This is a genomic window from Candidatus Methanoperedens sp., from assembly GCA_012026795.1.
Taxonomy (GTDB): Archaea; Halobacteriota; Methanosarcinia; order Methanosarcinales; family Methanoperedenaceae; genus Methanoperedens.
Map to the genome: position 1 here is coordinate 1 of VEPM01000020.1, position 25,603 is coordinate 25,603.

The following is a 25,603-nucleotide window of genomic DNA, read 5'->3' on the forward strand; positions in this document are numbered from 1 at the left end:
GTTAGTTTCTCCATTGTGTTCTTATCCTAACAGATTGTTTGATTTAGACTGTCAAATTTCTCCATATTGTCCTGAGGGCTTTATACCCCAGCATTACTACCGACGCATACCCCAGTAGGATTACCCCAAACGGAAGGGGCAGCACGAGGCAATTTATGATGTAACTTCTTGTCACAAAGGATTTACAGGATCTACAGGATGGAAACTAATCCTGTCCATCCTGTAAATCCTGTCCCGAATTAATGTTCAGATATGCTCTGAGAGCTTGTCTGAATATTTTTTATTAACTGGAAGCTATGAATTGTTCTGTTTTAATATTTAGGAAAGCATTAAATATTAACGATGTGTTTTAAAACATCATAGAAGGAGATTTTTGATTGGAAGAAAAAAGTGGAAAATCCCATAGTTTTGAAGAAATTACTCTGGCAATAACAATACTAACTGGATTGTCATTTTTTTTATTTAAAATAGCTGATTATTTTAACAATAATATTGTTAGATATAGTCCAGACCTGCAACTAATGATTGGTTTTTTAGTGATAGGATTATTAATTGAGATGACGATAATATCTTCATTTTTAATATTAAAAGGACATGCAATATCTTTAGGAAAGAAAGAAGAATGTTCAATATATGGAACTAACTGGACGAAATGGCTGTTTAAATTATTTTTTAAAGGCTTAATCGGATTATCTGCCTTTTCATTTGCATTAGTACTTGTGATAGTTTTAAACAATGTATATAAAAATATCACTATACCTATTATAAATTATAATATTAGTACCATTATAACGTCTATTATAATTATTTTTATTCTATACCGACTATCAATTTCAATTGGTCTCAAAGGAAAAATTTGGAGTTCGATAAAGAAATTTTTTTATCTTTTTAAAGAATCAAAACATAAGGTACTCCTCTCAATAGTCTTTGTACTGTATACGATAGCTCCCATATATGTGTTAATGGGCTCTTATTCGATAGATGTTTTTCCACAATCAAACGTAAATGATGATATTCTAACATTTACAGTAAAAGAAACTGGACTACCTTATAACAATATTTATATATACCTATATAAACTCAATTCCAGTAGTGACTTTTTTTGGTTGGTCGATAATGTTACAATAAATAACACTAAAGAAGCTTTATCGAACAGGACATTCATGCTCGGAAAAAATTATGATGGTGTATGGTACTTAAACATTAATACATCAAAATTACAACATGGAAATTACCTGTTACATGCCGAAATAACAGATGATTTATTCAAAAGATTCTTAGGAGTAGGGATTTCTAAAAAACAAGATGATAAACTGTTCTATATTCCACCAAATGGCGTAAATAACTCTGTTAACTCTACACGAGCATCATAATGTTTCCGGTTCATTATAATAGGTCTCTATTTACTATACATCAAATTTTCAGACAAGCTTTGAGACAAGAAAAATAATACTTGCCTGACCTATCCGGTTACAGGCCGACTTTTCCATCAAGACTTCCTTTTTGCTATTTAGCTATCCTCTATTTTATATTACTTTTATATTACCAATCCGCCATCCACAGAAAGCACCGCTCCGTTTACAAAATTCGCATCATCCGAAGCAAGGTATAAATATGCATTCGCAATATCTTTTGGTTCACCAAGCCTTTTTAACGGTGTTTTCTCTTTCATCATGTCAAGGATCTTTTCAGGCACAGCCGATGTCATGGGAGTTGCAATAAATCCGGGGGCAACTGCATTTACCCGTATCCCTTTTTTTCCAAGTTCCTTTGCCAGGGTCTTTGTCATGCCAATCAAACCTGCTTTGGTTGCAGCATAATTGACCTGGCCGACATTGCCGTTTAATCCTACTATTGAGGATGTATTGATGATTACACCGGATCCCTGGTTCATCATGACTTCAACAACAGCCTGGATACAGTTGAATACTCCTTTAAGATTGATGTCAATAACCTTATCCCATTGTTGCTCTGTCATTTTTGATACGAAAGCATCCTGGACAATTCCTGCATTATTTATTAAAATGTCTATCCTGCCGTATTTTTCGAGAGTGGCTTTAGCCATCTGTTGTGTTTGTTCCCTGTCGGATACATCAAGTTTAACAAAAAACCCCTCTCCATTTTCCCTGATCCGGGCAGCAGTTTCTTCGCCACCTTTTTCATTGACATCGGCAACTACTACTTTTGCGCCTTCCTTTGCGAACAGGAGCGCGGTCTCTTTACCAATGCCGCTCCCTGCTCCTGTGATAATTACAACTTTATTTTCAAGTTTCATTTGTATTCACCTCTGAATCGCGGTTCTTTCTACTATATCCTGCTGTTATTGTGGGAAATATATATATAGCCAGGGCATCCGTTACATAATCATAAAATTAAGCAAAAAGATTATATACAGTGAGTACAAATATATCATTGGAGGTTAGTTGTATGGACTTATTAACGACAATAGTTGTAATTTTGTTGCTGCTGTGGCTGTTGGGATTTGGGTTCGGTTTTCTTGGTAGCTTAATCCATATATTGCTGGTGGCTGCTATTATTGTAATACTGATAAGAATCATCCAGGGACGCAATCCGGTATAATATTCGTTGGGAGGTTAATTTATGCAAGAAGAACAACAAGGACAAGAAGAAATAAAAGATATAAAACATCAGCTCGCTGAGCTGACTGCCAAATATGAAGACAAATATAATGAACTATCTGAATCAATAGGGAAAAAGGTCATGGAGAAAAAAGAATCTGCTGAAGCAAAAGTTAATGAAAATCCTCTTGCTTATATGGCAGGGGCATTCGTGGGCGGGGCTCTCGTAGGTTATCTGCTCGGCAGGGGAAAAGACTAGTGCAGCAAAGCATAACGGATTTTCTTTCCGGCCTTTCAAACTCGATAAGCCAGGGACTTATCGATCATGGTGGAATCGGCAATTCCATAGAAGAAGGCATAAAGAAATCCAAAAAAAAGTTATTTTTTACCGGGGTTGCGATCTCACTTGCAGCCACGGGGTTTTTCCTGACCTTCTGGGGGATTGCATCTGCAATTGATGCAATGTTCACTATGCGGGGCCTTGGTTTTGTATTAACAGGTCTAATCGGGATACTTGCCGGGGCGCTTGTATATAAGAAATAGAAAGAGAAGGTAATTTTATGAAAGAATTAGAACTAAAAGAGATGAAGCGTGCAATCCGCGAACTGACCGCCAGATTTGATGAACTGTCCAGATCAGTCGGAAAAATAATCAGGAAGCAACAAGAATTTACTGAAATGAAAGTTAATAAAAATCCCCTTGCTTATATGGCAGGAGCATTCGTGGGCGGGCTTATCGTGGGTCACCTGCTGGGCAGGGGAAAAGGTTCGTGCAGCAGACCGGATTTTTCATAACACCCACGTATGGAAAGATATGATCTGATCATCCTGGGCAGCGGCACTGCTGCTTTTGGGGCAGCGATAAAGGCTGTGGAGCTTGGAGCAAAGGTAGCGATGATCGAGAAAGGCACGATCGGCGGTACATGCGTCAATGTTGGTTGCATGCCAACCAAGCACCTTTTGCTCGTGGGAGAGCTCAATTACTACGGGAATCATGGTCATACAGGGCTGGATGTCAGTACCACCATTGACTTTGCGGGAATAATAAATGAAAAAAGAGAGATCATTGAATGTTTGAGGAATAACAGGTATATCAATGTTATCGACTCACTGGATATAACCCTGGTAAGAGGGAGGGCTGCTTTTGTTTCAAATAACGAAATAAAAGTGAACGGAAAGATTTTTCAGGCGGAAAAGTTCATCATAGCCACAGGCTCTTCACCGAACATTATTCCTGTAGAAGGAATTGAAAAGGTTGATTATCTCACCAATGTCGAAGCTATGGAGTTATCTGAACGTCCGGAATCAATGGTTATACTGGGCGGAAGGTCTGTTGGTCTGGAATTTGCCCAGATGTTTGCGCATTTCGGGACTAAAGTAACAGTATTGCAGAGAAATCCAAGGATAATACCCCGGGAAGAAGGTATAATCTCGGACTATCTCAAAGATTATCTTGAAGAAGAGGGAATAAATATACAAACAAATACAAGTTTAAAAAGCGTCAGGCAAGAGAAGGGCAGCATCGTGGTTACTGCTCTTTCTGGAAAAGATAACAGGGAATTCAAAGCTGAAAAACTCCTGGTAGCAACAGGAAGGATACCCAATACTAAAAGCCTGGGTCTGGAAAAAGCAGGTGTCGCCGTTGGGAAGAATGGCGCAGTAATCGTGGATGATGAGATGAAGACTTCTGCAATCAACATCTGGGCAGCAGGTGATGTCACAGGCGAACCCATGCTTGTGACTGCGGCTGGCAGGGGAGGCTCAATTGCTGCCCAGAATGCTATCGCAGGTAAAGGAAGAATGATAGACTTAAAATCTATGCCTCATGCTATATTCACCAATCCCCAGGTAGCAAGCGTTGGCCTGACAGAAAAGGGGGCGCAGGAGAAAGGCATACAATGCAGTTGCAGCACAATTCCGATGGAACTTGTACCTAAAGCGATCCTGGCAAAAGATACACGCGGACTTATAAAAATGGTTATCGATGAAAGAACAGAGCGCGTTCTTGGAGTCCATATACTGGCTTCGCTTGCAGCAGACATGATCCATGAAGGAGTGCTTGCTGTGAAATATGGGATGACTATTGATGATATTATGGATACTGTGCACGTTTTTCCAACAATGACCGAAGCAGTAAGACTTGTTGCAAAATCTTTTAGAAAGGACATCAGCAAGATCAGCAGCTGCGCGCAGTAGCAGGCTGGGAATTGGTATCATCGAAAATATATGGCCGCCATGTATAAATAAGACCATATTATTGATAATAACCTATCGAAAGTGAAAATCCAATTCATAATCGCGATATATTGAAAGTAGGAAACCTAATTTATAATCACGACATACATGGAAGCAGAAATTATTGTGAATGGGAGCCAGCCAATGACTAAAGAAAAAATTAATGTAAAGCTCATGCAGAACCTGCCAAAATGCCAGACAGGGATCAGGGGACTTGATGAAATAACTGATGGGGGATTACCAAAAGGGCGTCCATCTCTGGTATGCGGCAGTGCAGGATGCGGTAAAACATTGTTAGCGATGGAATTTCTTGTTCGCGGCGCAGTTCAATATAACGAACCCGGCATCTTCATGTCATTTGAGGAATCCCCTGAAGAACTTGCTCAGAATGTTGCATCTTTAGGGTTTGACCTGAACGACCTTGCAGCAAGGAAAAAGATATATCTTGACCACGTTCGCATCGAGCGAAGTGAAATCGAAGAGACAGGTGAATACGATCTCGAAGGGCTGTTCATCCGCCTCAATTACGCTATCGATTCAATCGGTGCAAAGCGGGTAGTGCTTGATACCATAGAATCGCTCTATGGCGGATTATCCAATGAGGGCATACTTCGCGCCGAGCTTCGAAGGTTATTCCGCTGGCTGAAAGAAAAAGGTGTTACTGCAATTGTTACAGGAGAAAGGGGCGAAGGTACCCTGACGCGGCACGGGCTGGAAGAATACGTCTCGGATTGCGTTATCCTTCTTGATAACAGGGTGGAAGGACAGATTACCACCCGGCGTTTGCGTGTCGTCAAATACCGCGGCTCAGTGCATGGCACAAACGAGTATCCATTCCTGATAGATGAAAAGGGGATTTCAGTGCTGCCTATTACATCAATCGGATTGCAGCACGATGTATCCACTGAACGGATATCTTCAGGCATCCCCCGCCTTGATACTATGCTCGCAGGAAAGGGATACTACCGCGGAAGCAGTATTCTCATTTCAGGTACGGCCGGGACAGGTAAAACAAGTGCTGCTGTCAGCTTTGTTGATGCCGCATGTAAGCGCAGTGAACGATGTCTCTATTTTGCATTTGAGGAAGCTCCGAACCAGATTATCCGCAATATGCGCTCAATAGGCATTGACCTTGAACCCTGGATAAAGAAAGGTCTTCTGGAAATTTACGCGGTGCGCCCCACGATTTACGGCCTGGAAATGCATCTTGTAAAGATGGCAAAGATGATTGATGAATTTAAGCCGGGAGTCGTTGTCATCGATCCGATTACAAATTTAATCGCTATAGGTAGTGAAAATGAGGTAAAATCAATGCTGGCGCGTCTTGTTGATTACCTGAAAGGGAAACAGGTCACGGCTCTCTTTACGAACCTGTCGCACGCCGGAGTTTCTCTTGAAATGGCAGAGTTCGGTATCTCATCCCTGATGGATACGTGGGTTTTGCTGCGGGATATTGAGATCGGGGGTGAACGTAACCGCGGATTATATATACTGAAGTCACGCGGCATGGCCCACTCCAACCAGATACGTGAATTCCTGTTGACCGATAAAGGTATAGACCTGGTAGATGTATATCTTGGTCCCTCAGGCGTGCTGACAGGTTCTGCGAGGGCCGCGGTTGAGGCACAGGACAAGATATCAGATCTTATGCGCAAAGAAGAAATTGAACTCAAAAAGCGTGAACTTGAGCGCCAGCGTAAAGCGATAGAAGTGCAAATCGCAGTACTTCGTACAGAGTTTGAAGGTAAGGAAGAAGAAGAAAAAATGCTTATCAAGAAAGAAAAACTGCAAGAAGAGACCCGGATAGAAGACCGCAAAGAAATGGCGCATATTCGCAAGGCGGATATTAATAAGGACGCAATGAGCCAACCGAAAAAAGCAGGCAGAAGGAATATCAAATGAATGATACAACCGAAACAGAACCTGAATCATGGGAACTCAGACTGTACGTAGCCGGACAGACGCCTAAATCGATAACAGCATTTAACAATCTTAAAAAATTATGTGAAGAGCATCTTGCTGGCAAATACAAAATCGAGATAATCGACCTGCTGAAAAACCCGCAACTTGCGCAGGGCGACCAGATCTTTGCCATCCCCACCCTTGTGCGAAAACTTCCCCAGCCTTTGAAGAAGATCATCGGGGACCTATCAAATACAGAGCGTGTCCTCGTAGGACTTGACCTGCGCCCGCTCAGAGAAAAGTGAAAATGGAACACATATACTTAAGAAGCTTACTGAATATCCAGGAATTATGGACAATGAAGAGATAAAATATACACAAAAGGAATTTGAGGAATCAATTGAAAAATTGGGGGAGGAAAAATATATCCTGCGTTTATATATTACCGGCATTACTCCAAAATCCACAAGTGCTATCCTGAATGTAAAAAAAATATGCGAAGAAAATCTCAAAGGCCACTATGAACTTGAGGTAATCGATATATACCAGCAGCCTGTTCTTGCTAAAGATGAGCAGATAATCGCAGCGCCAACACTTATCAAGAAACTTCCTCTTCCTTTGAGGAGACTTATCGGTGATATGTCAGATAAAGAACGCATCCTTGTAGGGCTGGATTTGCGCCCCAAGAAATAAGAATATGAAGAAAAATAAAACGAAAGAAGAACTTTTACGCGAAAACCAGGAGCTTGGGGCACGGCTTGAGGAGGCTGAAGAGACCCTGCGTGCCATCCGCAGCGGTGAGGTCGATGCACTGATCGTATCAACAAAAGAAGGCGACAGGGTTTTCACACTAAAAGGCGCTGAGAAGCCCTACCGTATCCTTATCGAGGAAATGAAGGAAGGTGCTGTTACACTGACAGAAGACGATACCATTCTTTATTGTAACATGGGTTTTGCAAAGATGTTCAAATCGTCTCTTGAAAAAATGATCGGCACCGCAATTTCACAATTTGTTTTGCCTGCCAGCAGGCCGATATTCGATGAACTGCTGCGCCGGGGCAAAAAAGGGGGCAGCAAAGGAGAAGTCACATTCCTGGCAGGGGATGGGACTACTGTGCCGGCGCATATCTCTATCAATGCCATGCAACTGAACGGGGTATCGACTGTTTACCTTGTTGCTACAGATATAACGGAACTCAAACGTGCTGAGGAGGCATTGCAAAAGGCACATGATGAATTGGAAATAAAAGTAGAGGAAAGAACCGCAGAGCTTGCAAACACTAATGAAGAATTGAAGGCTGAAATGGCCGAGCGCGAACGGGCGGAAGAGGCATTGCAGAAAAGCGAGCAGCTCTGGGCTACCACCCTGGCCAGTATCGGCGATGCTGTCATTTCAACTGATATCGAAGGCCGGATCACCTTCATGAACGCTGTGGCGGAAGAAGTGACCGGCTGGACACTGGCTGATGCAGCGACAAAACCAGTGAAGGAGATTTTCAACATTATCAACGAGTACACCCGTGCTGAAGTTGAAGACCCTGTCACCAGGGTGCTTCATGATGGGAACATTATCGGTCTTGCCAACCACACGATCCTTGTGAGAAAGGACGGGACTGAAATCCCGATCGATGACAGCGGCGCACCGATAAGATGCGGGGACGGCAGGATCATGGGAGTGGTACTGGTCTTTCGCGACATTACCTCGAGCAAGCAGTACGAGGAGGCGCTGCATAAAGCGCGCGATGAGTTAGAATTACGGGTACAGGAAAGGACAGCACAGCTAAAAGAAGCAAACAAAGCATTAGTAGAAAGTGAAGCAAGCTACCGGCGGCTTACTGAAAGCATTAACGACCTGTTCTATGCGATGGATAGGGATTTAAAATATACCTACTGGAATAAGGCATCTGAAGTTCTTACAGGGATTTCGGCAAAAGATGCTATTGGAAAATCCCTCTTTGAAATTTTCCCTGATATAAACAAGACAAAAATCGGGCAGTTCTATATTGAATCATTAAAAACACAGCAACCCGGACGTTTAGAGAGTGCGTTCAAGGTTAGGGATAAGAATCTTATCTTTGAAATTAATGTTTATCCAGCTGAGACCGGTCTCTCTGTTATTGCCAAGGATATCACTGAGAAGAAAATGCTTGAAGCGCAGCTATTACGCGCGCAGCGGATGGAGAGCATAGGCACTCTTGCAGGCGGCATAGCGCATGACCTTAACAATGTGCTGACGCCGATTATGCTATCGCTGCAACTGTTAAATGAAAAATCCAGAGATGGACAGGATCGGAAATTGCTTACAATGCTTGAGCAGAACTGCCAGCGCGGAGCTAATTTAATAAAGCAGGTTCTATCTTTTGCAAGAGGAGTAGAAGGTGAGCGCAATCCTCTTGCTGCAAAACACGTTATCAATGAGATCGAGAAGGTTGCTAAAGAGACATTCCCAAGAAATATCGATATCCAGGTGAATATACAGAAAGATCTCTTTACCATCTCAGGAGATGCCACACAATTGCACCAGGTTATAATGAATTTGTGCGTGAATGCCCGTGATGTTATGCCGGATGGCGGTATATTAAGCATCACAGCTTTGAATTTTTTCATTGATGAGAATTATGTCCGGATTCATAAAGAGGCAAAAGTCGGTTCTTACGTTATCATTTCAGTTTCAGATACCGGAGCTGGTATCCCTTCCAGGATAATGGATAGGATTTTTGAACCGTTTTTCACAACAAAGGAATTCGGTAAAGGGACCGGACTTGGCCTGTCAACAGCACTTGCAATTGTGAGGAGCCACAATGGATTTATAAATGTGTATAGTGAAGTTGGAAAAGGAACGACGTTTAAGGTATATCTGCCAGCGGTCAAAACCGAAGTTCAAGAAGTAGAAGAACAGAATAAATTATACATGGGGCATGGAGAGTTGATTCTCGTTGCTGAAGACGAAGGCTCAATCCGTGAAATTACTTCCTCGACATTGGAAATATATGGGTATAAAGTCATTACATCCAGGGATGGCGCGGAGGCTGTGGCAATGTATGCCCGGAACAAGGATAAAGTTAAAGTTGTTCTTATGGATATGATGATGCCTGTTATGGATGGTTATGCAAGCATCCGGGCGATTCACAAAATTAACCATGATGTTAAAGTTATTGCAGTTAGCGGATTAGCAGAGAAGGATAAAATTGCAAAAATCGGAAGTTCTCATGCAAAAGCCTTTTTACCAAAACCCTACACTACTGAAAGATTGCTAAGAACAATACACGATGTCATAAACATGGAACAGGATAGTAATGAAACCTTTAAATAATATAAAAGACAGACAAAACATGGGGGGGTATGCAGATCAAAATACTGGTTGTAGATGATGAGAGATGTATAGTCAACGCATTAAAGATCTCTCTTGAATCTGATAATTACAAAGTTATTGAAGCGTATACTGGCGACGGGGCTATCAGGAAGGTGAAAGGCGAAGCTCCTGACCTTATCTTATTAGACATTATGCTTCCTGACATGACGGGTTATGAGATATGTAATAAGTTCAGGAAAGATCCATCGACCAGGTCAATTCCGATCATTATGCTAACAGGAATGGGTGAGACAGGCAGGATTGCAGGCCTGGAATTGGGGGCGGACGATTATATCACAAAACCGTTTGACCTGAATGAACTTAAAGCAAAAATCCGCGTTGTACTGGAGTCGATAGAGAAAAGTATGGATAAATGAACGAGTCAGGCTATAACCTTTGCACTTTCTGACTATTTCCAGTAATCGGCAGCATAAAGATAAATTTACTCCCTTTACCATATATGCTCTCTACCCAGATTTTGCCCCCATGCAGTTCCACAAGGTTTTTTGTAATAGCAAGACCAAGACCCGTACCTTCGTATTTTCTGGACATTCCTGAATCAAGCTGCTCAAACTCCTGGAAGAGTCTTGGCACATCTTCTTCCTTGATTCCTATACCGGTATCAGAGACTGAGATTTTGACCATGTCCCCCTCTCTTTTTACTGACACTGTAACAATTCCTCCCTTTTGCTTGCTGAATTTTATCGCGTTGCTGAGAAGATTGAAAAATATTTGCTTAAGAGCCCGCCTGTCGGCCTTTATGGTATTCATTTCAGGGTCAAATTCTTTATTCAGGACTATATTATGCTCTGTGGCATTTTCTTTGATGAGGTTGAGTATCTCATTTACTGTGTCGGGCACAGATATTTCTTCTATGGCCATTTCCAGCTTTCCTGCATCCATTTTAGCCATATCGAGAATATTATTGATAAGAGTAAGCAAGTGCTTGCTGCTTTTTAGAATATTATCCACAAATAACTTCTGTTTTTCATTCAATTTGCCCTGTGTCATCCCCTGCAAAATTAGTGAATATCCGATGACAGATGTCAGGGGAGTCCTCAGTTCATGACTCATAATTGCCAGGAACTCCGATCTGGTTTTGTTTGCGAAGATGAGACGCTCATTCTCAGAACGCAACTCTTCCAATTTTTTGCGGTCTGCAATGTCCTCGATCGCAAGGAGAATCATATCTGTACCCGCCTGATTGAGCTTGCAGGCGTTGAGTAACATCACTTTTGGTCCTGTATCAGGAAACTCCATCTTAGCTTCAAAATCCCTGAACTGGCTATTCCTGGGAATAATATCTTCAAGTAATTCTCTAAGTCCGGGAATATTCCATATGCCGTTCCCAAGTTCATATAATGGTCTGCCCTCAGAATCTCCGGTCGGGATTTTGAACGTCTTATAAAAAACAGTATTTGCCATCTTCACCCGCTGTTGTGAATCGAGAATAACAATGGGTTCTCGTACTGTATCTATGATACACGAGATATCCGTGATGGATATACCTTGCAGGTTACCAATTTTAGTTTTTTTTTCTTTTCTGGTCATGTTTTAAAGAATTGTTATTACACTATATTGGTTTTCCAACTATATTATACCATAGTTTAAAAATAAACGATCGATTGGAAAGTTTTAAATAGCATCGGATTTATCAGTATATTGTTTGCAAAACAAGTAAACCCTGGGAGTGGGAATTCATCGTGCCTGCCTCCTGCTAAAATCTGGTGTGGAGGAGGCACAATCCCTATAACAAATCTCCTGGCGCACTGTAGTAAGCAATTATCTATAAGGAGGGTGAAGTGAATGAAATATTCCATAGGAGATATAGTGAAATTTAAGATCGGATCTGCTGAAACGCATAAAGGAGAAATCAAGTTCATAGAAGAAAATTCTAATGAAAGCACTTTGTATATAAACAGTTTTAGCGGGTGGGCATACAAAGTTCCTGAAAGAAAGGTCATGTCAAGATGCTGCTGATCAAGCAAATACGAATGACATGAAAATATCTGATATAAATGATAGCCGAGATGACAGCAATAATAATCTGGTGCTCGCGTTGAGGGAAGAAAGAGCTACACTTCTCAAAAACGGCCTCAGAGGTGATGAGATCGAATCATTGTACCTCAGTATCAATAGAATCGTTGTGGTTAATGTAAACTGGCAGGACCTGAAACCATAATAACATCAAAACATAATGTTTAATCTATATCAGTAGTCCGTTTTAACCTCATTTTTATTCTTGCTTCCAATTCCCTTGGGTCAAAGGGTTTTATCATATAATCATCTATGCCAAAATCTATTGCTTTAAGCTTATCATCTACATTGGCTTTGGCAGATAAAATTATTATTGGCAAATTTTTTGTAGAATCATGTTCTTTTAATTCTTTGCACACCATGTAGCCATCCATTTCAGGCATCATGATATCCAGGACCAGGATATCAGGTGACCTTGCAAAGACCATCCCCAGGGCTTCTTTTCCATTTGTGGCTTCCAGGATCTCATATTGATCACCTATAGAATACCGGATAATGTTAATAACATTTTTATCATCATCGGCAACGAGTATTTTGATTTTCTTTTCAACTGTTTCTTCTTCAGTTTTTAAAAACCAGATTTTTGTTGTGCCTATCTCTTCGCCATCAACCAGGTTTTTTTCTTTCATACCATCCAGGTATTTCAGGGCAGTTGCCTTGCTCATATTTACCCTTTTGACTATCTCAGTAGTTGTCAATTTTCCGTTTTTCAGTGCGTTAAGTAATTCTTTTTCCCGCCAGTGCATATTTTACCCTTCAGGTTTATTTTTGTTTAAATTTAAATAATCGTATATTGGCTTATGACTATTAATATTTGCGTGCAGAGACAAGAATGATCCCAGCAAGATTATGTGGCATAATTCAGGAAAAGTTAAAGAAAAAAATTAAATAAGATGTTTGAAGTTGTGAACCTCAAACACCTGCATACACCGTTTTAATCCTCAATGGCTTTTTTGACCTGACCGGCCTTTTCCTGAACTTTACCGACATTTTTTTCTACTTTGCCTTCGGCTTCCAGTTTGGGATTATCGGTGAGTTTCCCCGCAGTTTCCTTGATTCCGCCCTTTGCTCTGCGAACTTTACCTTTAATTTCTTCTTTTGTACCGCTGTTCATAGTATTCCTCCTTTAATTTACGATTTGATTGCATTTTGTTGCAATTGTAATTTTACTTTCTCTCCAGCATATCTCCGATATAGGTGCCTATAATGAACAATACTGCAAGGATTATAACTTCGATAAATACAATCACTCCTGCTAAACTGCCAAGCAGCAGAATCGCTCTGCCACCTAATAATCCAAGCACTACCATAATAGCGCCCAGAATTATTCCAATCACAACTCCTCTCTTTAATAATGCTGAGCGGTCTTCTTTGCCCGGCTTCATGTAGCCATAAATAATTCCGATTATAATTATTAATATCTCCAGTGTATATGCCATAATATCCCCCTGATTTTAAACACCATACGGATACTCTATGAGTCTTCCATTATTTTTTCCTGGAACATTGTTCCAATAAACATTTACATATATCCCACTCCTTACTTACTCATTTACATATATCCCACTCCTTACTTACTAACATTTAATATCATTACGTTTATACACATATACTTTGCGCATTGTACACCCTGGTAGACACGAGGTTAATTTTTTCGCAAGCGGAAAAGTTACTATAAGAGAGGTAAATGATATTGAAGAAGGAAAAAAGCTTGTCAACTCAATACTTGCTATGGTTGCATAAAAGCAACTGCTTAAAGAACAATAAGTTGCAATTAAAATGCAAAGAATCATGAATAATAAACATAAATGCCTGTGCGCTTCAAAAACCGCAAAATTTTGCTGCCCGACTGACAAAAAACTTCGTAAAGTCTGGCTCATGGATCTGGAAAAAGAACATGACCCGGTAAGGCAAACCTCAAAAGAAATTGTCAGGAAATTAAAGCTCCTCGCAAATTCCCACCGGATTGAGATCCTCCTGATGCTTGAGAAGCGAGAACATTGTATGGATGAGATGGCAAGAAAGTTGAAAACTCAAAAGTCTGCTGTTTCCTATCATATGGGGATGTTAGAGAAACACGGCTTGATCTGCAAAATAAAACGCTCTCGGTTTGCATTTTATTCACTTTCTCAAGAAGGGATGAAAACGGTATCTCTATTCCGAAACTGATTGTTCAAATTTTTTTGAAATCCTTATCAGGGTTTTATTAATAATATCTCCGTATAAAATACCACAATAGCACTCCAGGTATCCTGGAGCTCTGCGATAAGATCAAGGAGAAAAGAAAAATATGGAGATACAAAATATGATAATTTTATTAATTATTTCCAGTCTAATTATATTTGTGGATATTTATGGAAGTATATTAATCTTCCATTCCATGTGGTCACAAAATTCCAGCCCCTTCTTTGCACAACCGCAACATACTACAAAGCAGTTTTATATCATACTTCTTAATGTGGTTGCGATTCGTGCTCTGTTTCATGTAGCCTGGTTATTTTGGGACTATTGAACTTCCGATAAAACGCTCACGTTTTGCATTTTTTATTCACTTTCTCCCTAATGAGAACAGACGCTTTCCCTATTTCGAAACTGATTGTTCAAATTTTTTTGAAATCCTTATCATGGTTTTATTAATAATATCTCCGTATAAATACCACAATAGCATTCAAGGCAGGTCATATAATGAGGAAATCAAGTAAAAAGAGCTGAACATGAACGAAATAACAGGTAAAGGTAACCTGGGCATAGTAAGTAAATTCCTGACTTTATGGATTCTTCTTGCCATGGCAGCTGGCATAATTATAGGCGCTGCATATCCGCAGGTGGCCAAAATATTGGATACCATCCGTATCGAACAGGTCTCCCTGCCAATTGCTATTGGCCTTATCTGGATGATGTACCCGCCCCTTGCAGGTGTGAGATACGAAGAACTCTATAAAATGAAGCAGCAGGGAAAAGCCCTCACCGCTTCCATCATCCAGAACTGGATAATAGGACCTGTGCTGATGTTTGCTCTTGCCTGGATTTTTCTTCCTGACCTTCCTGAGTACAGGATAGGTTTGATCATAATCGGTCTTGCGCGATGCATCGCCATGGTTCTTGTCTGGAACCATCTGGCTGGCGGAGATAATGAATTATGCGCTGTCCTTGTCGCTGTGAACTCAATATTCCAGGTAGCGCTTTATTCGTTTCTGGCATACCTATTTGTAACTGTATTGTCATCATGGATCGGCGGTGCAGGAGCAGGCGCTGTAGTAGATATTTCCATATGGGAAGTCGCCAGAGCGGTATTCATCTACCTGGGGATTCCTTTTATCGCAGGCATAATAACCCGGTCTGTCCTTGTGAAAAAGAGAGGAAAGGACTGGTATGATAATGTATTTATGAAAACGCTTGGTCCCACTGCTTTGATTGGATTGCTCTTTACAATTATAGTTATGTTCTCTTTAAAGGGAGAGTACATCCTAAAACTTCCCATTGATGTTTTCAGGATAGCAGTCCCGATGCTTATTTATTTCATCCTGATGTTTAGCATCTCTTTTTTCATGTCGTACAGGCTGGGCTTTTCCTATGACAGATCCACAACCCTGGCATTCACATCAGCAAGCAACAATTTTGAACTTGCAATTGCAGTAGCTGTTGCGGTGTTCGGGATAGATTCAGGCGTAGCTTTTGCAGCCGTGGTGGGACCGCTGATTGAAGTGCCTGTTATGCTGGGACTGGTACATGTAGCAAGACGAGTAGGCTCGATATGGTTTGATCAGAATGGTTTTGTGATAAATAGAAAAATTACTGCTGATGTTACAGGAAACTTGAATATAAAGGAGGAATAAAATTTGTCATGGTTCAACGAGAAAACACCGGATGTTGCGAAAGCATTTTCTGAGTTGAGAAATTCTGTATTTAAAGAAGGTGCGCTTGATCTTCGCACAAAAGAACTCATATCTGTAACTGCTTCCGTGCTTATGAGATGTGAGCGCTGCACAGAAATACATGCAGACAGGGCGAAGAAACATGGTGCAACAGATGAAATGATAGCTGAAGCTGTGGCATGTGCAATGTTTGTGGCTGCAGGCTCCCAGTTATCGTGGAGCAATGTATATGAAAAAATCATGGGGGAATAAGAAGTAAATAATTTCAAAATTTTTGAGGTGTTGATCTGACAAAAATGAATTTGATCATATATGAAGGTGTGATGTGCTGCTCCACAGGCGTTTGCGGCCCGGAGCCAGATAAAGTACTGATAGATTTGAATCAGTCACTGAAAAAATTACAGGATGAATTCAAAGAGATGAACGTAATAAGGGCAAGCATGACTTTTAACCTGAAGTTGTTTTTTGAAAACGAGATGATTTCCCGACTGATCAAGGAAAATGGACCTGGTATACTCCCCATTACTACTATCAACGGCAAAATTGTTGCCAGACAGAAATACTTGACATATGCTGAACTGAAGAAAGAAGTCGAAAATTCCCAGAGCAGGATAGAATGAGTTGAAAATTCTGGAGAACATTCTATCCATGAAAAATAACGGTATCTATCAATTAATAGAGCCAGGAAAAAAAGGAGAGGCGAAATTCGTTTTTTTCAGCGGGAAAGGCGGAGTTGGGAAAAGCACGATGAGTTGCACTACTGCTGTGTGGCTTGCAAAAAAAGGTTATAAAACTTTGCTCGTTACCACAGACCCGGCTCCAAATCTCTCAGATATATTTACCCAGGAAATCGGGCATAAAATTACTTCCATTAATAATATTGAGAACCTGTTTGCAATCGAGATAAACCCCGATACAGCTTCCGAGGAATATAGAGAAAGAATTATTGCCCCGATGAGAGAAATTTTGGATGAAAATAATATACAGATAATAAACGAGCAACTGAACAGCCCCTGCGTTGAGGAAGTAGCAGCATTTGATAAATTCATAGAATTCATGGATGATCCCCAGTATGATGTTGTCATATTTGATACCGCACCGACCGGACATACGATCAGGCTTTTAGAACTTCCGGGGGGCTGGAGCACAACATTAGAAAAAAGCGCCTCAACCTGCATAGGGCCTGGCGCATCTTTACAGGGTGCAAAATCCAGATATGAAAAAGCGATATCATATCTTCAGAATGATGCCAAAACTTCCTTCATCTTTGTTCTGAAACCAGAGAGCTCCTCGCTTCTTGAAACACAGAGAAGTTCTGATGAATTATCTAAATTGGGAATTAAAATAAATTTCCTGATAATTAATGGAATACTTCCGGAAGAGGCGTGCACAGATGAATTTTTCAAAAAGAAGAAGGAGGATGAGAAGAAAATAGTGAAAAAAATCAATGAAACATTTCCTGCCATGCAGAAGTTATTTTATCTGCTCAGGGATTCTGAAGTTTCCGGTCTGGAATTGTTAGAAGCTGCAGGAAAATTTTTATATGAAGCTAAAATAGAGGATACCAAAATAGAGTTATTGAATGGGAAAGTCCGGGAATTTCAGGTGATGACTGATCAAAAAGAACTATATTATCTGCTCACCCCTTTGAATGGGACCAGATATATATTTTTCACAGGCAAAGGCGGTGTTGGGAAAAGCACGATTGCCTGCGCAGCTTCCCTGCATCTGGCGGAAAAAGGTTTTAGAACTTTAATACTCACAACAGATCCCGCATCTCATTTGCAGAATATTTTCGGACAGACGGTTGAGCATGAACCGACCAGGATTACAGGTGTGGATAATTTATATGCAGCAAGAATAGATCAGAAGAAAGCACTGGAAGAGTATAAAAAACGAATTCTGGACATAGTTAAGGATAATGACGGGGAAACAAAGAAATCTGTGGAAGAAGACCTGAGCTCTCCCTGCGCGCAAGAAATGGCTGCATTTGAAAGATTTATAAATTACTTTGAATTAAATGGATATGATATAATAATTTTTGACACAGCACCGACAGGGCATACCCTGCGATTATTAGAACTTCCTTCTGACTGGAAAGGATTTATCGACCTGGGGGATTTAACAAAGAAAGCATCTGATGAAACTAAGAATAAGTATGCTAATGTCATAGAAACAATGAGAAACAAAGAAAAAAGCACGTTTATTTTTGTGATGTATCCTGAATATACACCCATAATAGAAGCATGGAGGGCTTCTGAAGAATTGAAAAAGCAGGTTAAAATAGAAACCACACTGGTAGCAGTTAATTACTTACTGTCGCAGGATTCTGGGAATAATAAGTTCTTCAGCAATAGGAGAAAACAGCAAGAAAAGTATTTATCTGAAATACAGCAAAGATTCAAAACCCCAATGATTATAGTTCCTCTTCTTGAATGTGAGCCTGAAGGTATCGATAAATTAAGGGAGCTTGGAAGAACTGTCTTTTGTGGTAAAAAAAATCGGTGTAAATTTACACCAATTTCTTTATCGGATGGGATTCAGCCAGAACGCTAAGACCCAGGTCTTTTGCGGTTTCACCGAGCATGATATCTACCATTGCTACTGCGGGGAAAACCTTTTTTACGTTCTCGATTGGACCATACAGCAGGAAATTGGCTCCCATTATCTGTGCGACAAGGTTTGTGCCTATATCCACTGGCGGCCATGATTCGGTCTTTGCATCCGGATCTGTTTTCTTGTATTTCTTCATCCAGTCCCAGGCCGAAGCCATGTTGTGAAAACCTCCGCCTGCGGGTAAGCCTAATTTACCTTTTATGGCAAGTACCGACCTGATGGTAGCTCCGGAACCTGCACCGAGAGGTGTTGCTGCTACATCCACAAGGGGTCTTGTGATTCCTACTTCTTTTGCTACATCAAGCATACCTTTTGTCTGTCCCGTTCCTCCCTTCTCAAGGATTTCCAGTTTACCTTCAACGCTGGGGTTTGTGGCATTGAATGCGAGGATGATCGCTGATGTCAGCTTGCTGTCTTTGAGAGCTTTGATCTCTTCAGCGCCGATACTGGCATTTATGGAATTGTGTATTGCACGTTTCTCAACACCGATCTCCTTTGCGTACTTTGCTGCAACAGCCCTGACATGTCCGTCAGATGAATCCACAAGGAATGGTACATCATCGCATATATTTACGAACCAGTCAATATATTTCTTGATAGCTTCGGGTGTTTCACCCACAAGCTGGTTGAAATACGGATTTCCTGTCGTGTCTCCCATTACTTCCTGTGTATTCCACAGTTTCTCGGCTGCAGCTTTATCAAATACGCCATGGTCTTCATCAGTCACAATCTTATGTTTTAAATAAAACATCGTACTGACAAGTACTGTTGGGTATTCTCCAGGCTGTCCGCCCACTTTTGTTTTACCGAACTCAAATACTTCTTGTTTCTTATCAAATCTGAACATCTTGGCACCTCACTTACTTATTCTAATCCTAAAGCCTTCTTTACTGCATTTATCAATAACGGGTTTGAAAGCGCCGGTGAAAGAAGCAGTAACAGATATACCACTACAATCATGAGCGATGCGCAAATCCCGTACAGTATTCCTATGTCTCTTCCTATTTTTTTCCCATATCTCTGGTGTATCTCAGAATTTGTGAACTCGATCTTTTCATCTATTTCATCCAATTTCTGGAGGATATTCTTGTAGTCTTCCGGATCTACGATAACTATTGGGATTTTTTCTGCCATTTTTTCACCCCATCACTAAAGGAGGAACAAGCACTGCTATCATAACGATCACAAAACCGATCGAGATACCGATCACGCCTGTTGCGCCAACACCGGATTCAAGTTTCTGGTTCCGTGCAATAAGCTGGCCCCTGTATCTGATATCCGCTACCAGCGATTCTATGGCAACCATTGAAGGATTTAATACCATTGGTACGCCTTTTCCATATTCGTATTCTTTCTCTGCCACTTTAAACACCTCCGCCGAATATCAGTATTCCAAGAATGGTCAATCCAACAACAAGACCTATCATTATACCTTCGATCTTTCCTGCATAGATACCTGACATTAATTTATTCATATTTGCGATATCGATCGTCTGCTGTTGTATGCCCTTTATCCTTGCCTGGACAGTTGCGATCTCGGCGGACATTGGTTTGACTCCGCCAAGCTCCTCTGCCTCTTTCTTCTCGCCGACCTGGATTATCATCGGTTCGCCTGCAAAGGCTCCCGGATCTTTTGCTGCGAGTTCTTTGATCCTGGCAATAATCGCATTTTCGTCCTCGGTGCCGATCATTTCAACTATCTGGACCTGGGCCTGGAATCTCTTTATGGCATCATCAGGCAGGTTTTCAATGTAAGGGATAGCGCCTGTTGAACCTACGATCCTGTTGTCTTTGATCCCGTTCTTGTGAAGCATTATTATTGCTTCACCTGATATGTGACCTTTTACTTCGGCGCCTGTTACGAGAAGGAAACGTATGTTGGGGTTGGAAATAATGTTGGCAACAATTTTCTCGATACCCAGGTTTTCAGTCTTGTGCGGCCCTGTAATACATGCACCGGCTGCTATCTGCGGCGCGCCCTTGAGATGTGAGCCGCATGTGGTTACTGCTACGCAATTTTCCGGATTTCCCGCATCATATTCACCTTTGACAACAGGCCATCCTGCTGCCGGTTTCACTTTATTTGCCATTTATATCCCTCCAAGCTTCATCACTATGAGCAATAAAAAGGACACGATAAATCCTATTATTGCACCATAGAATGCATTTGTTATTATTCCTGCATTATAAGAAGCACTTTCTCTTCCAGGGAACATGCTCAATAATTTTGCTTTCGGATCAAGCTGGTTCATCATATCAGTGACGATTAAATCCAGTTCGTCAAGTTGTGTTTTCACTGCATCGAGTGAATATTCCACAACATCATCCCTTTCTGCTGCGATCACACCTGTTGTAGGATCAAGGATCAGGTGCATTTCCGGGACAACTCTTATATGGCTCATTTTTATGCCTCCGTCTTGGGGATCAATCCGGTTCCGACTACTGATGAAGCATCATGATAAACTTCATCCCAGAATTTCTTGTAAAACACTATCCAGAGGATTATTCCAATGAACAGGGTCAGAATTCCTGATGTACCGAGTGTCATGATTGCAGCTATTCCGATTATTGCCATTGTTATGGCTCCTGTTGAGCCTGCAAGATACAAAAGCCTCTTTTGCTTTTCATCAGGACCAAGACATGCATTGAAAGGATGCAGCATTGCAACAGCTCCGACCCAGAATACCGCAAGAATTACACCGTTATCGAAAACCAGTGTAACAATATTTGCAAACTCAAAATTTCCTGCTACTGCCGCGGAAAAGCCAATAATGATTATCGTTCCGGAAGCAGCGATCTCAGTCATGCAGCGGATCATCACAGGTATCTTCATCTTTATAACATGCTGTGCAAACCAGCCTATTATGAATCCGATAATAGATGCTGTTACCAGAGCCACTATCGGTCCGGCAAGGACAATAGTTTTTACAATTGCAAGGCCGAACATGGCAGCGATTATTCCCATTCCCATCGCAATTTGTCCGATTGACGGGACACCTGTTCCGAGGCCATATTTTGCAACGCGCCTTACTGCATCTGCACCCCACATGACAGCGCAAATGGCTCCAAGCGCCCCGAATGTGGGTGCTATTGTTCTGAGTAAGATTGCGGGATTTCCACCGATTTTATCTCCGGCAAATGGAAGTAAATAGGTAAGGTATATTCCAAGAAGCCCTCCGATTATCCCGAAAAGCAGTAATTGATTGGGTGATCTTTCTTTGATGTCGCTCATATTGACATTCCTCCAGCGATCAATACTGCAAGGAGTCCGCAAAGAATGCTCACGAAAAAGCTTGTTATAACGTCTTTCCCGACTACACGCCTGAACTTGGGATCGTGGACTCCTTCAATTGTTCCGCCCACACCGTATGATGGTATTACTGAATTAACATACATAACGCCCATTGTAAATACGCCTGCAACTGCAAATGCGCTTGTCAATGCTATCAATGGTTTATATAAGTCCATCAGGACGAAATAAATCAGCCCTCCTCCTGCACCGCCAAGCGCAGCTCCCACAACACCGCTGACAAAGCAGATAGTGGGAAGACCCTGGCCCTGTGTTCCCTTGGAGATGTAGGTGTCCTGCCTGTCACCGGTGATCGGGTCTTTTTTGACCTGTGCTGAGGCAAATGGCACTGCCACGCCATAAGCATATATCAAACTGCCGGCAAACATTGTGCTTGCAAGCATTACCATGGAGCCCATTGCTCCTGCTGCCATAACAAGGGGAATATTGGCCAGTGGTTCATAAGCATACATGTAACTTGCTGTTATCAGTCCTACAAGACCTGAGCCTGCCGCAAGTTCCACAGTCCCTGTTCCGATGCCTGTTGCCTGTGCCATTGCCGCAGGTGCGCCGCCTACCGGAATGAAGTGAACTGCAAGACAGATAAGAGTCCCGCTCAGGCCGATCAATAAAATATTAGTTAATAATGCCGGATCAATCGCTACCATTATGCTTTTGCCTCCTGTTCATTTTTTTCTTCCTTATATGGGCCATAAGCATGTCTTACGTTGAGTTCTACCAGCCTGTTCATCAATGTGAGAACTATAACAATGAATACTCCCACACCTATCGCTTTCCATGTATACCCGAAAATGGTTGTGGGCCAGCTTGAAAAGAAAACAGTAAGACCAAGAGCAATGCCTGTTGCAGGTCCTCCGAACTTGGCGCAGAACCAGACATTATCTATGCTGTTCCTCAGACCCGATTCGGCTTTCCTCACAATGCGTCCTGAAAGCGCGGTGTTAAGACCGCATCCGAATTCGCGGTTCTGGAATTCACGTTCTCCGCCATAATGCACATCGCCCACTGATGAGCCGATAGCGCCCACGGAAATTCCCCATATTAATGCAAGGAATGGAATAGTGAACGGATATCCGAGTATTTCAAACTGGATGTATGCAATAGCTACAAGGCAGAAATTCATAATGAAATTATGCCCGATGATCGAGGGGGTCGTATATCTCATGATATCCATATATAGCGGCTGCTTGAACCTCGTCTGGCTCGCAACTCTTCCTGCATATGAGGTTGTAGCGAAGATGCCCAATACGATCGCGCCGAAAAACGCTCCGATTACGATAGCAGTCAATGGATAGAATTGTTGGCTCAAAAGTACCGTTGTGGCAGTACCGCCGATCACTGCCGACATACCGTTGCTGATCGGTTCACCTGAAATCGCTTTGTTAAATATTCTGTGCAAAAATCCCATCTGGGGAGCTAATTGAACCTGGGAGTTCGGGTTGCTCTGCGAGCCTACATCGGATTCAAGATCCTCAAGGCATCCCGCTATAGTAGCAAGTGCTCCCATGAGTGCCAATATAGCCATACTCATGGTTAAGTCTAATACCATTTTATTGTGTCCTCCTATATTGAATTCAAATCACCATAAAAAACTATTATAAATTAGTTTTTTACGGAGTACCTTATTATACATTATAAATCTTTCCTTTTCGAATGATGATTTTTCCTGATCTGGAATAAAGGCGCAGTGCAATTTAGTCCAGGACTCAGAAAAATAGCATCAGGACTTTGAGTACAGCTTTTTAATGATTTGTGGACAAAAGTATTTATATAAAGTCTCTTATTCCGTTTCAGGAAAAGATTACATCTTTTCAGGATAAAATTATATATCGGATACAAAAACTTAAATACTGAAACTAATTTTACCGCTAATTATGACAGAGGGCAAACTGGCATATAGCGGGTGCATATCTCGATTCCACCCCACTATTTTATCCGAAGGAAAGGTGTGCAGCCACACCTCCTTCTCCTATTTATTTTGCATTTCCCGATTAAATCTTTTTATTTTATCCGGACTCTCAAAAAGTGATAAACAATGACCGCAGACGATTTAATAAAAGCAGCAATAGAATCAAATGACGCCTTTCTCAAAGAATTCCAGAGAATAATAAAAGATGAACTGCATATGAATGCATCGGAATTCATTGAAAAGTCAGGCATCCCGGCAAGCACCATATACAAGCTATTATCAGGCCACCGGGAATTGAATATCAATACCCTGAGGCAGATTATATCGATTTTGCGAAAAATGGAAGAGAAACCGGAAGAAAATGAAAAATCCGGTTTCATCGCTGTGATAGCAGCCCGCCCTGTCCTTGATCTTATCACTGAGAAGAAACTCAAGGTGGGAGATCAACTTCTTACCATAAGGGAATATTCTGCAACTTCAATGGAAGAAGCCATCGTAGCTGCAATAAAAGCTGAGAGAGACGGTGCAAAAGCAGTGGTCTGCGCACCAATAGTCAGTACTACTATTGAAAAAGTTCTGCGAATACCTGTATCTATAATCATGCCCAGGGAAAGCCTTTTTGAGGCAATTGAGCTTGCTGCCAGGAAAATGGGATGATCTGATTTCTTGTTTGTACTATTGCGAGGCATGTATACCTGACCCTCCAGCTACAGCAAAATGATTATAGTACTTTGTGAACACAATTAGACAATATAAGAATCAGTACATAGCGGGATAGAGAAGAGAGGTGCGCTCTTATTTGGTATTAGAACCTATCCGAAAAGTTAAATTCGGAAATATACTATTTATTGATTTTTCGGATAAGCACTTAATCACTCTATCTGTTGTCTAAATTAGCGGTCTGGGCTGCTTATGCTCAGGCAGCACAGGTAATTCTGTTGTAGTTGCAAGAATTGGTGAATCAATTTCCTTTGCTCTCTCAATGATCAGCTCTTTTCCCTTCTGTGTCAGTGCGAACATGGGAACAGAAGTGCCGGCCTGGAGGACAGGAAGTATAAGATGGCGCACCATATTTGAAGCGCAGCCCGTTATAATATCCATTTTCGCAATAAGCTCCTGCGCTTCCCTGAACTGGATACCTGTGAGGTGAGCCCCGATAAGGGTCAGGTCAATGTTTTTCTCTTCCTCTATCAAACGAAGTTTCAAAGCCTCTCCAGGAGAGACAACACTTACTGCAATATTCCTGTAACCCAGTTCGCATGCTTTTAGAAGACCGCCTGCCTGGTCTATCCTTGCATTCTGTTTATCAAGAACTATACCTCCCCGCGATTCGATCCCTGCAATAATTTGCGCTATCGGCTCGGTTTCAATAAGTCCTGACATCAAAGCACCCATGCCCTGTACCAGCGCAGGATTATCAGTGATCACAGTTCCCGCACCATCGCATACAGTGACAGTGGAATCGATAAGCCCGCGGGAAAGGGCGGTCATCATTATCTCACTTGCCCCGAAATTGACAAAAACCCCATAATCAAACCTTCTTTGCGGGGTGAACATCCCCAGTTCCCGGATTCTATATTCCATGTTCTTTATTGCTTCCCGGGATGTGAGCTTTGAAACATTTGAAAACTTACTGAAAACAGGACACCAGTCAGCAACAGGTTCACCTGCTTCCACAACTTTCCCATCCTTTATTACAACCCTTGTTTTCCCGAACAATTCCATAATATGCGGCATTTCAATCACCTGCGGACCTGTAAAGTTCATGCAATTCCGTGGCTTTTATTCT

32 protein-coding genes are annotated in these 25,603 nt (G+C 41.5%); 18 read left to right on the forward strand and 14 right to left on the reverse strand.

The features are described 5' to 3' along the window. The first annotated feature begins 377 nt into the window (after positions 1-377). Positions 378-1,373, forward strand: a complete 996-nt coding sequence (locus FIB07_10770; protein NJD53336.1) for a hypothetical protein — start codon at positions 378-380, stop codon at positions 1,371-1,373. 164 nt (positions 1,374-1,537) lie between these two features. On the opposite strand, the gene fabG is transcribed toward FIB07_10770, so the two are convergent. Continuing rightward, positions 1,538-2,275 carry a 3-oxoacyl-ACP reductase FabG gene (gene fabG, locus FIB07_10775; protein NJD53337.1) on the reverse strand — a complete coding sequence of 246 codons (738 nt, stop codon included), beginning with the start codon at positions 2,273-2,275 and terminating at the stop codon, positions 1,538-1,540. Between the two features lie 152 nt (positions 2,276-2,427). Between fabG and FIB07_10780 the strand changes: the two genes are divergently transcribed. From FIB07_10780 to FIB07_10825, 10 genes are all read left to right on the forward strand, one after another. Beyond that, positions 2,428-2,580 carry a lmo0937 family membrane protein gene (locus FIB07_10780; protein NJD53338.1) on the forward strand — a complete coding sequence of 51 codons (153 nt, stop codon included), beginning with the start codon at positions 2,428-2,430 and terminating at the stop codon, positions 2,578-2,580. Positions 2,581-2,601: 21 nt separating this feature from the next. Next, entirely contained in the window at positions 2,602-2,838 is a 237-nt protein-coding gene (locus FIB07_10785; GenBank protein ID NJD53339.1) for a hypothetical protein, read from the forward strand. Next, on the forward strand, positions 2,838-3,122 hold the full coding sequence (locus FIB07_10790) for a hypothetical protein (GenBank protein ID NJD53340.1): 285 nt from the start codon (positions 2,838-2,840) through the stop codon (positions 3,120-3,122). The genes FIB07_10785 and FIB07_10790 overlap by 1 nt, the downstream gene beginning before the upstream one ends. A 17-nt stretch (positions 3,123-3,139) precedes the next feature. Further along, positions 3,140-3,373, forward strand: a complete 234-nt coding sequence (locus FIB07_10795; GenBank protein NJD53341.1) for a hypothetical protein — start codon at positions 3,140-3,142, stop codon at positions 3,371-3,373. Positions 3,374-3,382: 9 nt separating this feature from the next. Then, a complete protein-coding gene (gene merA / locus FIB07_10800) occupies positions 3,383-4,774 on the forward strand; it encodes a mercury(II) reductase (GenBank protein ID NJD53342.1) in 1,392 nt (463 codons plus the stop codon). A 183-nt stretch (positions 4,775-4,957) separates the two neighbouring features. Further along, a complete protein-coding gene (gene kaiC, locus FIB07_10805; GenBank protein ID NJD53343.1) occupies positions 4,958-6,715 on the forward strand; it encodes a circadian clock protein KaiC in 1,758 nt (585 codons plus the stop codon). Then, a complete protein-coding gene (locus FIB07_10810) occupies positions 6,712-7,020 on the forward strand; it encodes a circadian clock protein KaiB (GenBank protein NJD53344.1) in 309 nt (102 codons plus the stop codon). The genes kaiC and FIB07_10810 overlap by 4 nt, the downstream gene beginning before the upstream one ends. Before the next feature lie 46 nt (positions 7,021-7,066). After that, positions 7,067-7,408, forward strand: a complete 342-nt coding sequence (locus FIB07_10815; protein ID NJD53345.1) for a thiol-disulfide isomerase — start codon at positions 7,067-7,069, stop codon at positions 7,406-7,408. A 4-nt stretch (positions 7,409-7,412) separates the two neighbouring features. Further along, positions 7,413-10,028, forward strand: a complete 2,616-nt coding sequence (locus FIB07_10820; protein NJD53346.1) for a PAS domain S-box protein — start codon at positions 7,413-7,415, stop codon at positions 10,026-10,028. Between the two features lie 29 nt (positions 10,029-10,057). Then, positions 10,058-10,444 (forward strand): response regulator, encoded by a 387-nt coding sequence (locus FIB07_10825; protein ID NJD53347.1) that lies wholly within the window; start codon positions 10,058-10,060, stop codon positions 10,442-10,444. Positions 10,445-10,454: 10 nt separating this feature from the next. Here the strand turns inward: FIB07_10825 and FIB07_10830 are convergent, their stop codons facing one another. Continuing rightward, positions 10,455-11,618: a PAS domain-containing sensor histidine kinase gene (locus tag FIB07_10830; protein ID NJD53348.1), complete on the reverse strand. Its 1,164-nt coding sequence runs from the start codon at positions 11,616-11,618 to the stop codon at positions 10,455-10,457. A 448-nt stretch (positions 11,619-12,066) separates the two neighbouring features. On the opposite strand from FIB07_10830, the gene FIB07_10835 reads away from it, so the two are divergent. After that, the gene (locus FIB07_10835; GenBank protein ID NJD53349.1) at positions 12,067-12,249 is read left to right on the forward strand and encodes a hypothetical protein; all 183 of its coding nucleotides are present in this window, start codon (positions 12,067-12,069) and stop codon (positions 12,247-12,249) included. A gap of 19 nt (positions 12,250-12,268) precedes the next feature. Here FIB07_10835 and FIB07_10840 read toward each other — a convergent pair whose 3' ends face one another. The 3 genes from FIB07_10840 to FIB07_10850 form a co-directional block, all read right to left on the reverse strand. Continuing rightward, on the reverse strand, positions 12,269-12,850 hold the full coding sequence (locus FIB07_10840; protein ID NJD53350.1) for a response regulator: 582 nt from the start codon (positions 12,848-12,850) through the stop codon (positions 12,269-12,271). A 188-nt stretch (positions 12,851-13,038) separates the two neighbouring features. Continuing rightward, positions 13,039-13,218: a CsbD family protein gene (locus FIB07_10845; protein ID NJD53351.1), complete on the reverse strand. Its 180-nt coding sequence runs from the start codon at positions 13,216-13,218 to the stop codon at positions 13,039-13,041. 52 nt (positions 13,219-13,270) lie between these two features. Further along, positions 13,271-13,543, reverse strand: coding sequence for a hypothetical protein (locus FIB07_10850; GenBank protein ID NJD53352.1), 273 nt, complete (start codon positions 13,541-13,543; stop codon positions 13,271-13,273). A 340-nt stretch (positions 13,544-13,883) separates the two neighbouring features. On the opposite strand from FIB07_10850, the gene FIB07_10855 reads away from it, so the two are divergent. The 5 genes from FIB07_10855 (at position 13,884) to FIB07_10875 (ending at position 18,535) form a co-directional block, all read left to right on the forward strand. Beyond that, positions 13,884-14,273 carry a winged helix-turn-helix transcriptional regulator gene (locus tag FIB07_10855; GenBank protein ID NJD53353.1) on the forward strand — a complete coding sequence of 130 codons (390 nt, stop codon included), beginning with the start codon at positions 13,884-13,886 and terminating at the stop codon, positions 14,271-14,273. A gap of 545 nt (positions 14,274-14,818) precedes the next feature. Then, positions 14,819-15,940 carry an ACR3 family arsenite efflux transporter gene (gene arsB, locus FIB07_10860; GenBank protein NJD53354.1) on the forward strand — a complete coding sequence of 374 codons (1,122 nt, stop codon included), beginning with the start codon at positions 14,819-14,821 and terminating at the stop codon, positions 15,938-15,940. A gap of 3 nt (positions 15,941-15,943) precedes the next feature. Continuing rightward, positions 15,944-16,231: a carboxymuconolactone decarboxylase family protein gene (locus FIB07_10865; GenBank protein ID NJD53355.1), complete on the forward strand. Its 288-nt coding sequence runs from the start codon at positions 15,944-15,946 to the stop codon at positions 16,229-16,231. 35 nt (positions 16,232-16,266) lie between these two features. Then, positions 16,267-16,599: an arsenic metallochaperone ArsD family protein gene (locus tag FIB07_10870; GenBank protein ID NJD53356.1), complete on the forward strand. Its 333-nt coding sequence runs from the start codon at positions 16,267-16,269 to the stop codon at positions 16,597-16,599. Between the two features lie 28 nt (positions 16,600-16,627). Further along, the gene (locus FIB07_10875) at positions 16,628-18,535 is read left to right on the forward strand and encodes an arsenic-transporting ATPase (protein ID NJD53357.1); all 1,908 of its coding nucleotides are present in this window, start codon (positions 16,628-16,630) and stop codon (positions 18,533-18,535) included. Here FIB07_10875 and mtrH read toward each other — a convergent pair. From mtrH to FIB07_10915, 8 genes are read right to left on the reverse strand one after another with little or no spacing between them, the layout of a single operon-like run. Next, complete coding sequence (mtrH, locus tag FIB07_10880) at positions 18,492-19,442, reverse strand: tetrahydromethanopterin S-methyltransferase subunit H (protein ID NJD53358.1); 951 nt, start codon at positions 19,440-19,442, stop codon at positions 18,492-18,494. The two genes, FIB07_10875 and mtrH, sit on opposite strands and share 44 nt — an antisense overlap. A 17-nt stretch (positions 19,443-19,459) precedes the next feature. Beyond that, positions 19,460-19,729 carry a tetrahydromethanopterin S-methyltransferase subunit G gene (locus FIB07_10885; GenBank protein NJD53359.1) on the reverse strand — a complete coding sequence of 90 codons (270 nt, stop codon included), beginning with the start codon at positions 19,727-19,729 and terminating at the stop codon, positions 19,460-19,462. A gap of 4 nt (positions 19,730-19,733) precedes the next feature. Continuing rightward, the gene (locus FIB07_10890; protein NJD53360.1) at positions 19,734-19,958 is read right to left on the reverse strand and encodes a tetrahydromethanopterin S-methyltransferase subunit F; all 225 of its coding nucleotides are present in this window, start codon (positions 19,956-19,958) and stop codon (positions 19,734-19,736) included. Between the two features lies 1 nt (position 19,959). Continuing rightward, positions 19,960-20,685, reverse strand: a complete 726-nt coding sequence (locus tag FIB07_10895; protein ID NJD53361.1) for a tetrahydromethanopterin S-methyltransferase subunit A — start codon at positions 20,683-20,685, stop codon at positions 19,960-19,962. Next, positions 20,686-20,997, reverse strand: coding sequence for a tetrahydromethanopterin S-methyltransferase subunit B (locus FIB07_10900; protein NJD53362.1), 312 nt, complete (start codon positions 20,995-20,997; stop codon positions 20,686-20,688). Positions 20,998-20,999: 2 nt separating this feature from the next. Further along, on the reverse strand, positions 21,000-21,827 hold the full coding sequence (locus FIB07_10905; GenBank protein NJD53363.1) for a tetrahydromethanopterin S-methyltransferase subunit C: 828 nt from the start codon (positions 21,825-21,827) through the stop codon (positions 21,000-21,002). Continuing rightward, positions 21,824-22,552, reverse strand: coding sequence for a tetrahydromethanopterin S-methyltransferase subunit D (locus FIB07_10910; GenBank protein NJD53364.1), 729 nt, complete (start codon positions 22,550-22,552; stop codon positions 21,824-21,826). The genes FIB07_10905 and FIB07_10910 overlap by 4 nt, the downstream gene beginning before the upstream one ends. After that, positions 22,552-23,454 (reverse strand): tetrahydromethanopterin S-methyltransferase subunit E, encoded by a 903-nt coding sequence (locus FIB07_10915; GenBank protein NJD53365.1) that lies wholly within the window; start codon positions 23,452-23,454, stop codon positions 22,552-22,554. The genes FIB07_10910 and FIB07_10915 overlap by 1 nt, the downstream gene beginning before the upstream one ends. A gap of 486 nt (positions 23,455-23,940) precedes the next feature. Here FIB07_10915 and FIB07_10920 point away from each other — a divergent pair, with 486 nt between their 5' ends. Next, positions 23,941-24,471, forward strand: a complete 531-nt coding sequence (locus tag FIB07_10920) for a transcriptional regulator (GenBank protein ID NJD53366.1) — start codon at positions 23,941-23,943, stop codon at positions 24,469-24,471. A gap of 231 nt (positions 24,472-24,702) precedes the next feature. On the opposite strand, the gene FIB07_10925 is transcribed toward FIB07_10920, so the two are convergent. Beyond that, positions 24,703-25,551 (reverse strand): DUF2099 family protein, encoded by an 849-nt coding sequence (locus tag FIB07_10925; protein ID NJD53367.1) that lies wholly within the window; start codon positions 25,549-25,551, stop codon positions 24,703-24,705. Positions 25,552-25,603 lie beyond the last annotated feature (52 nt).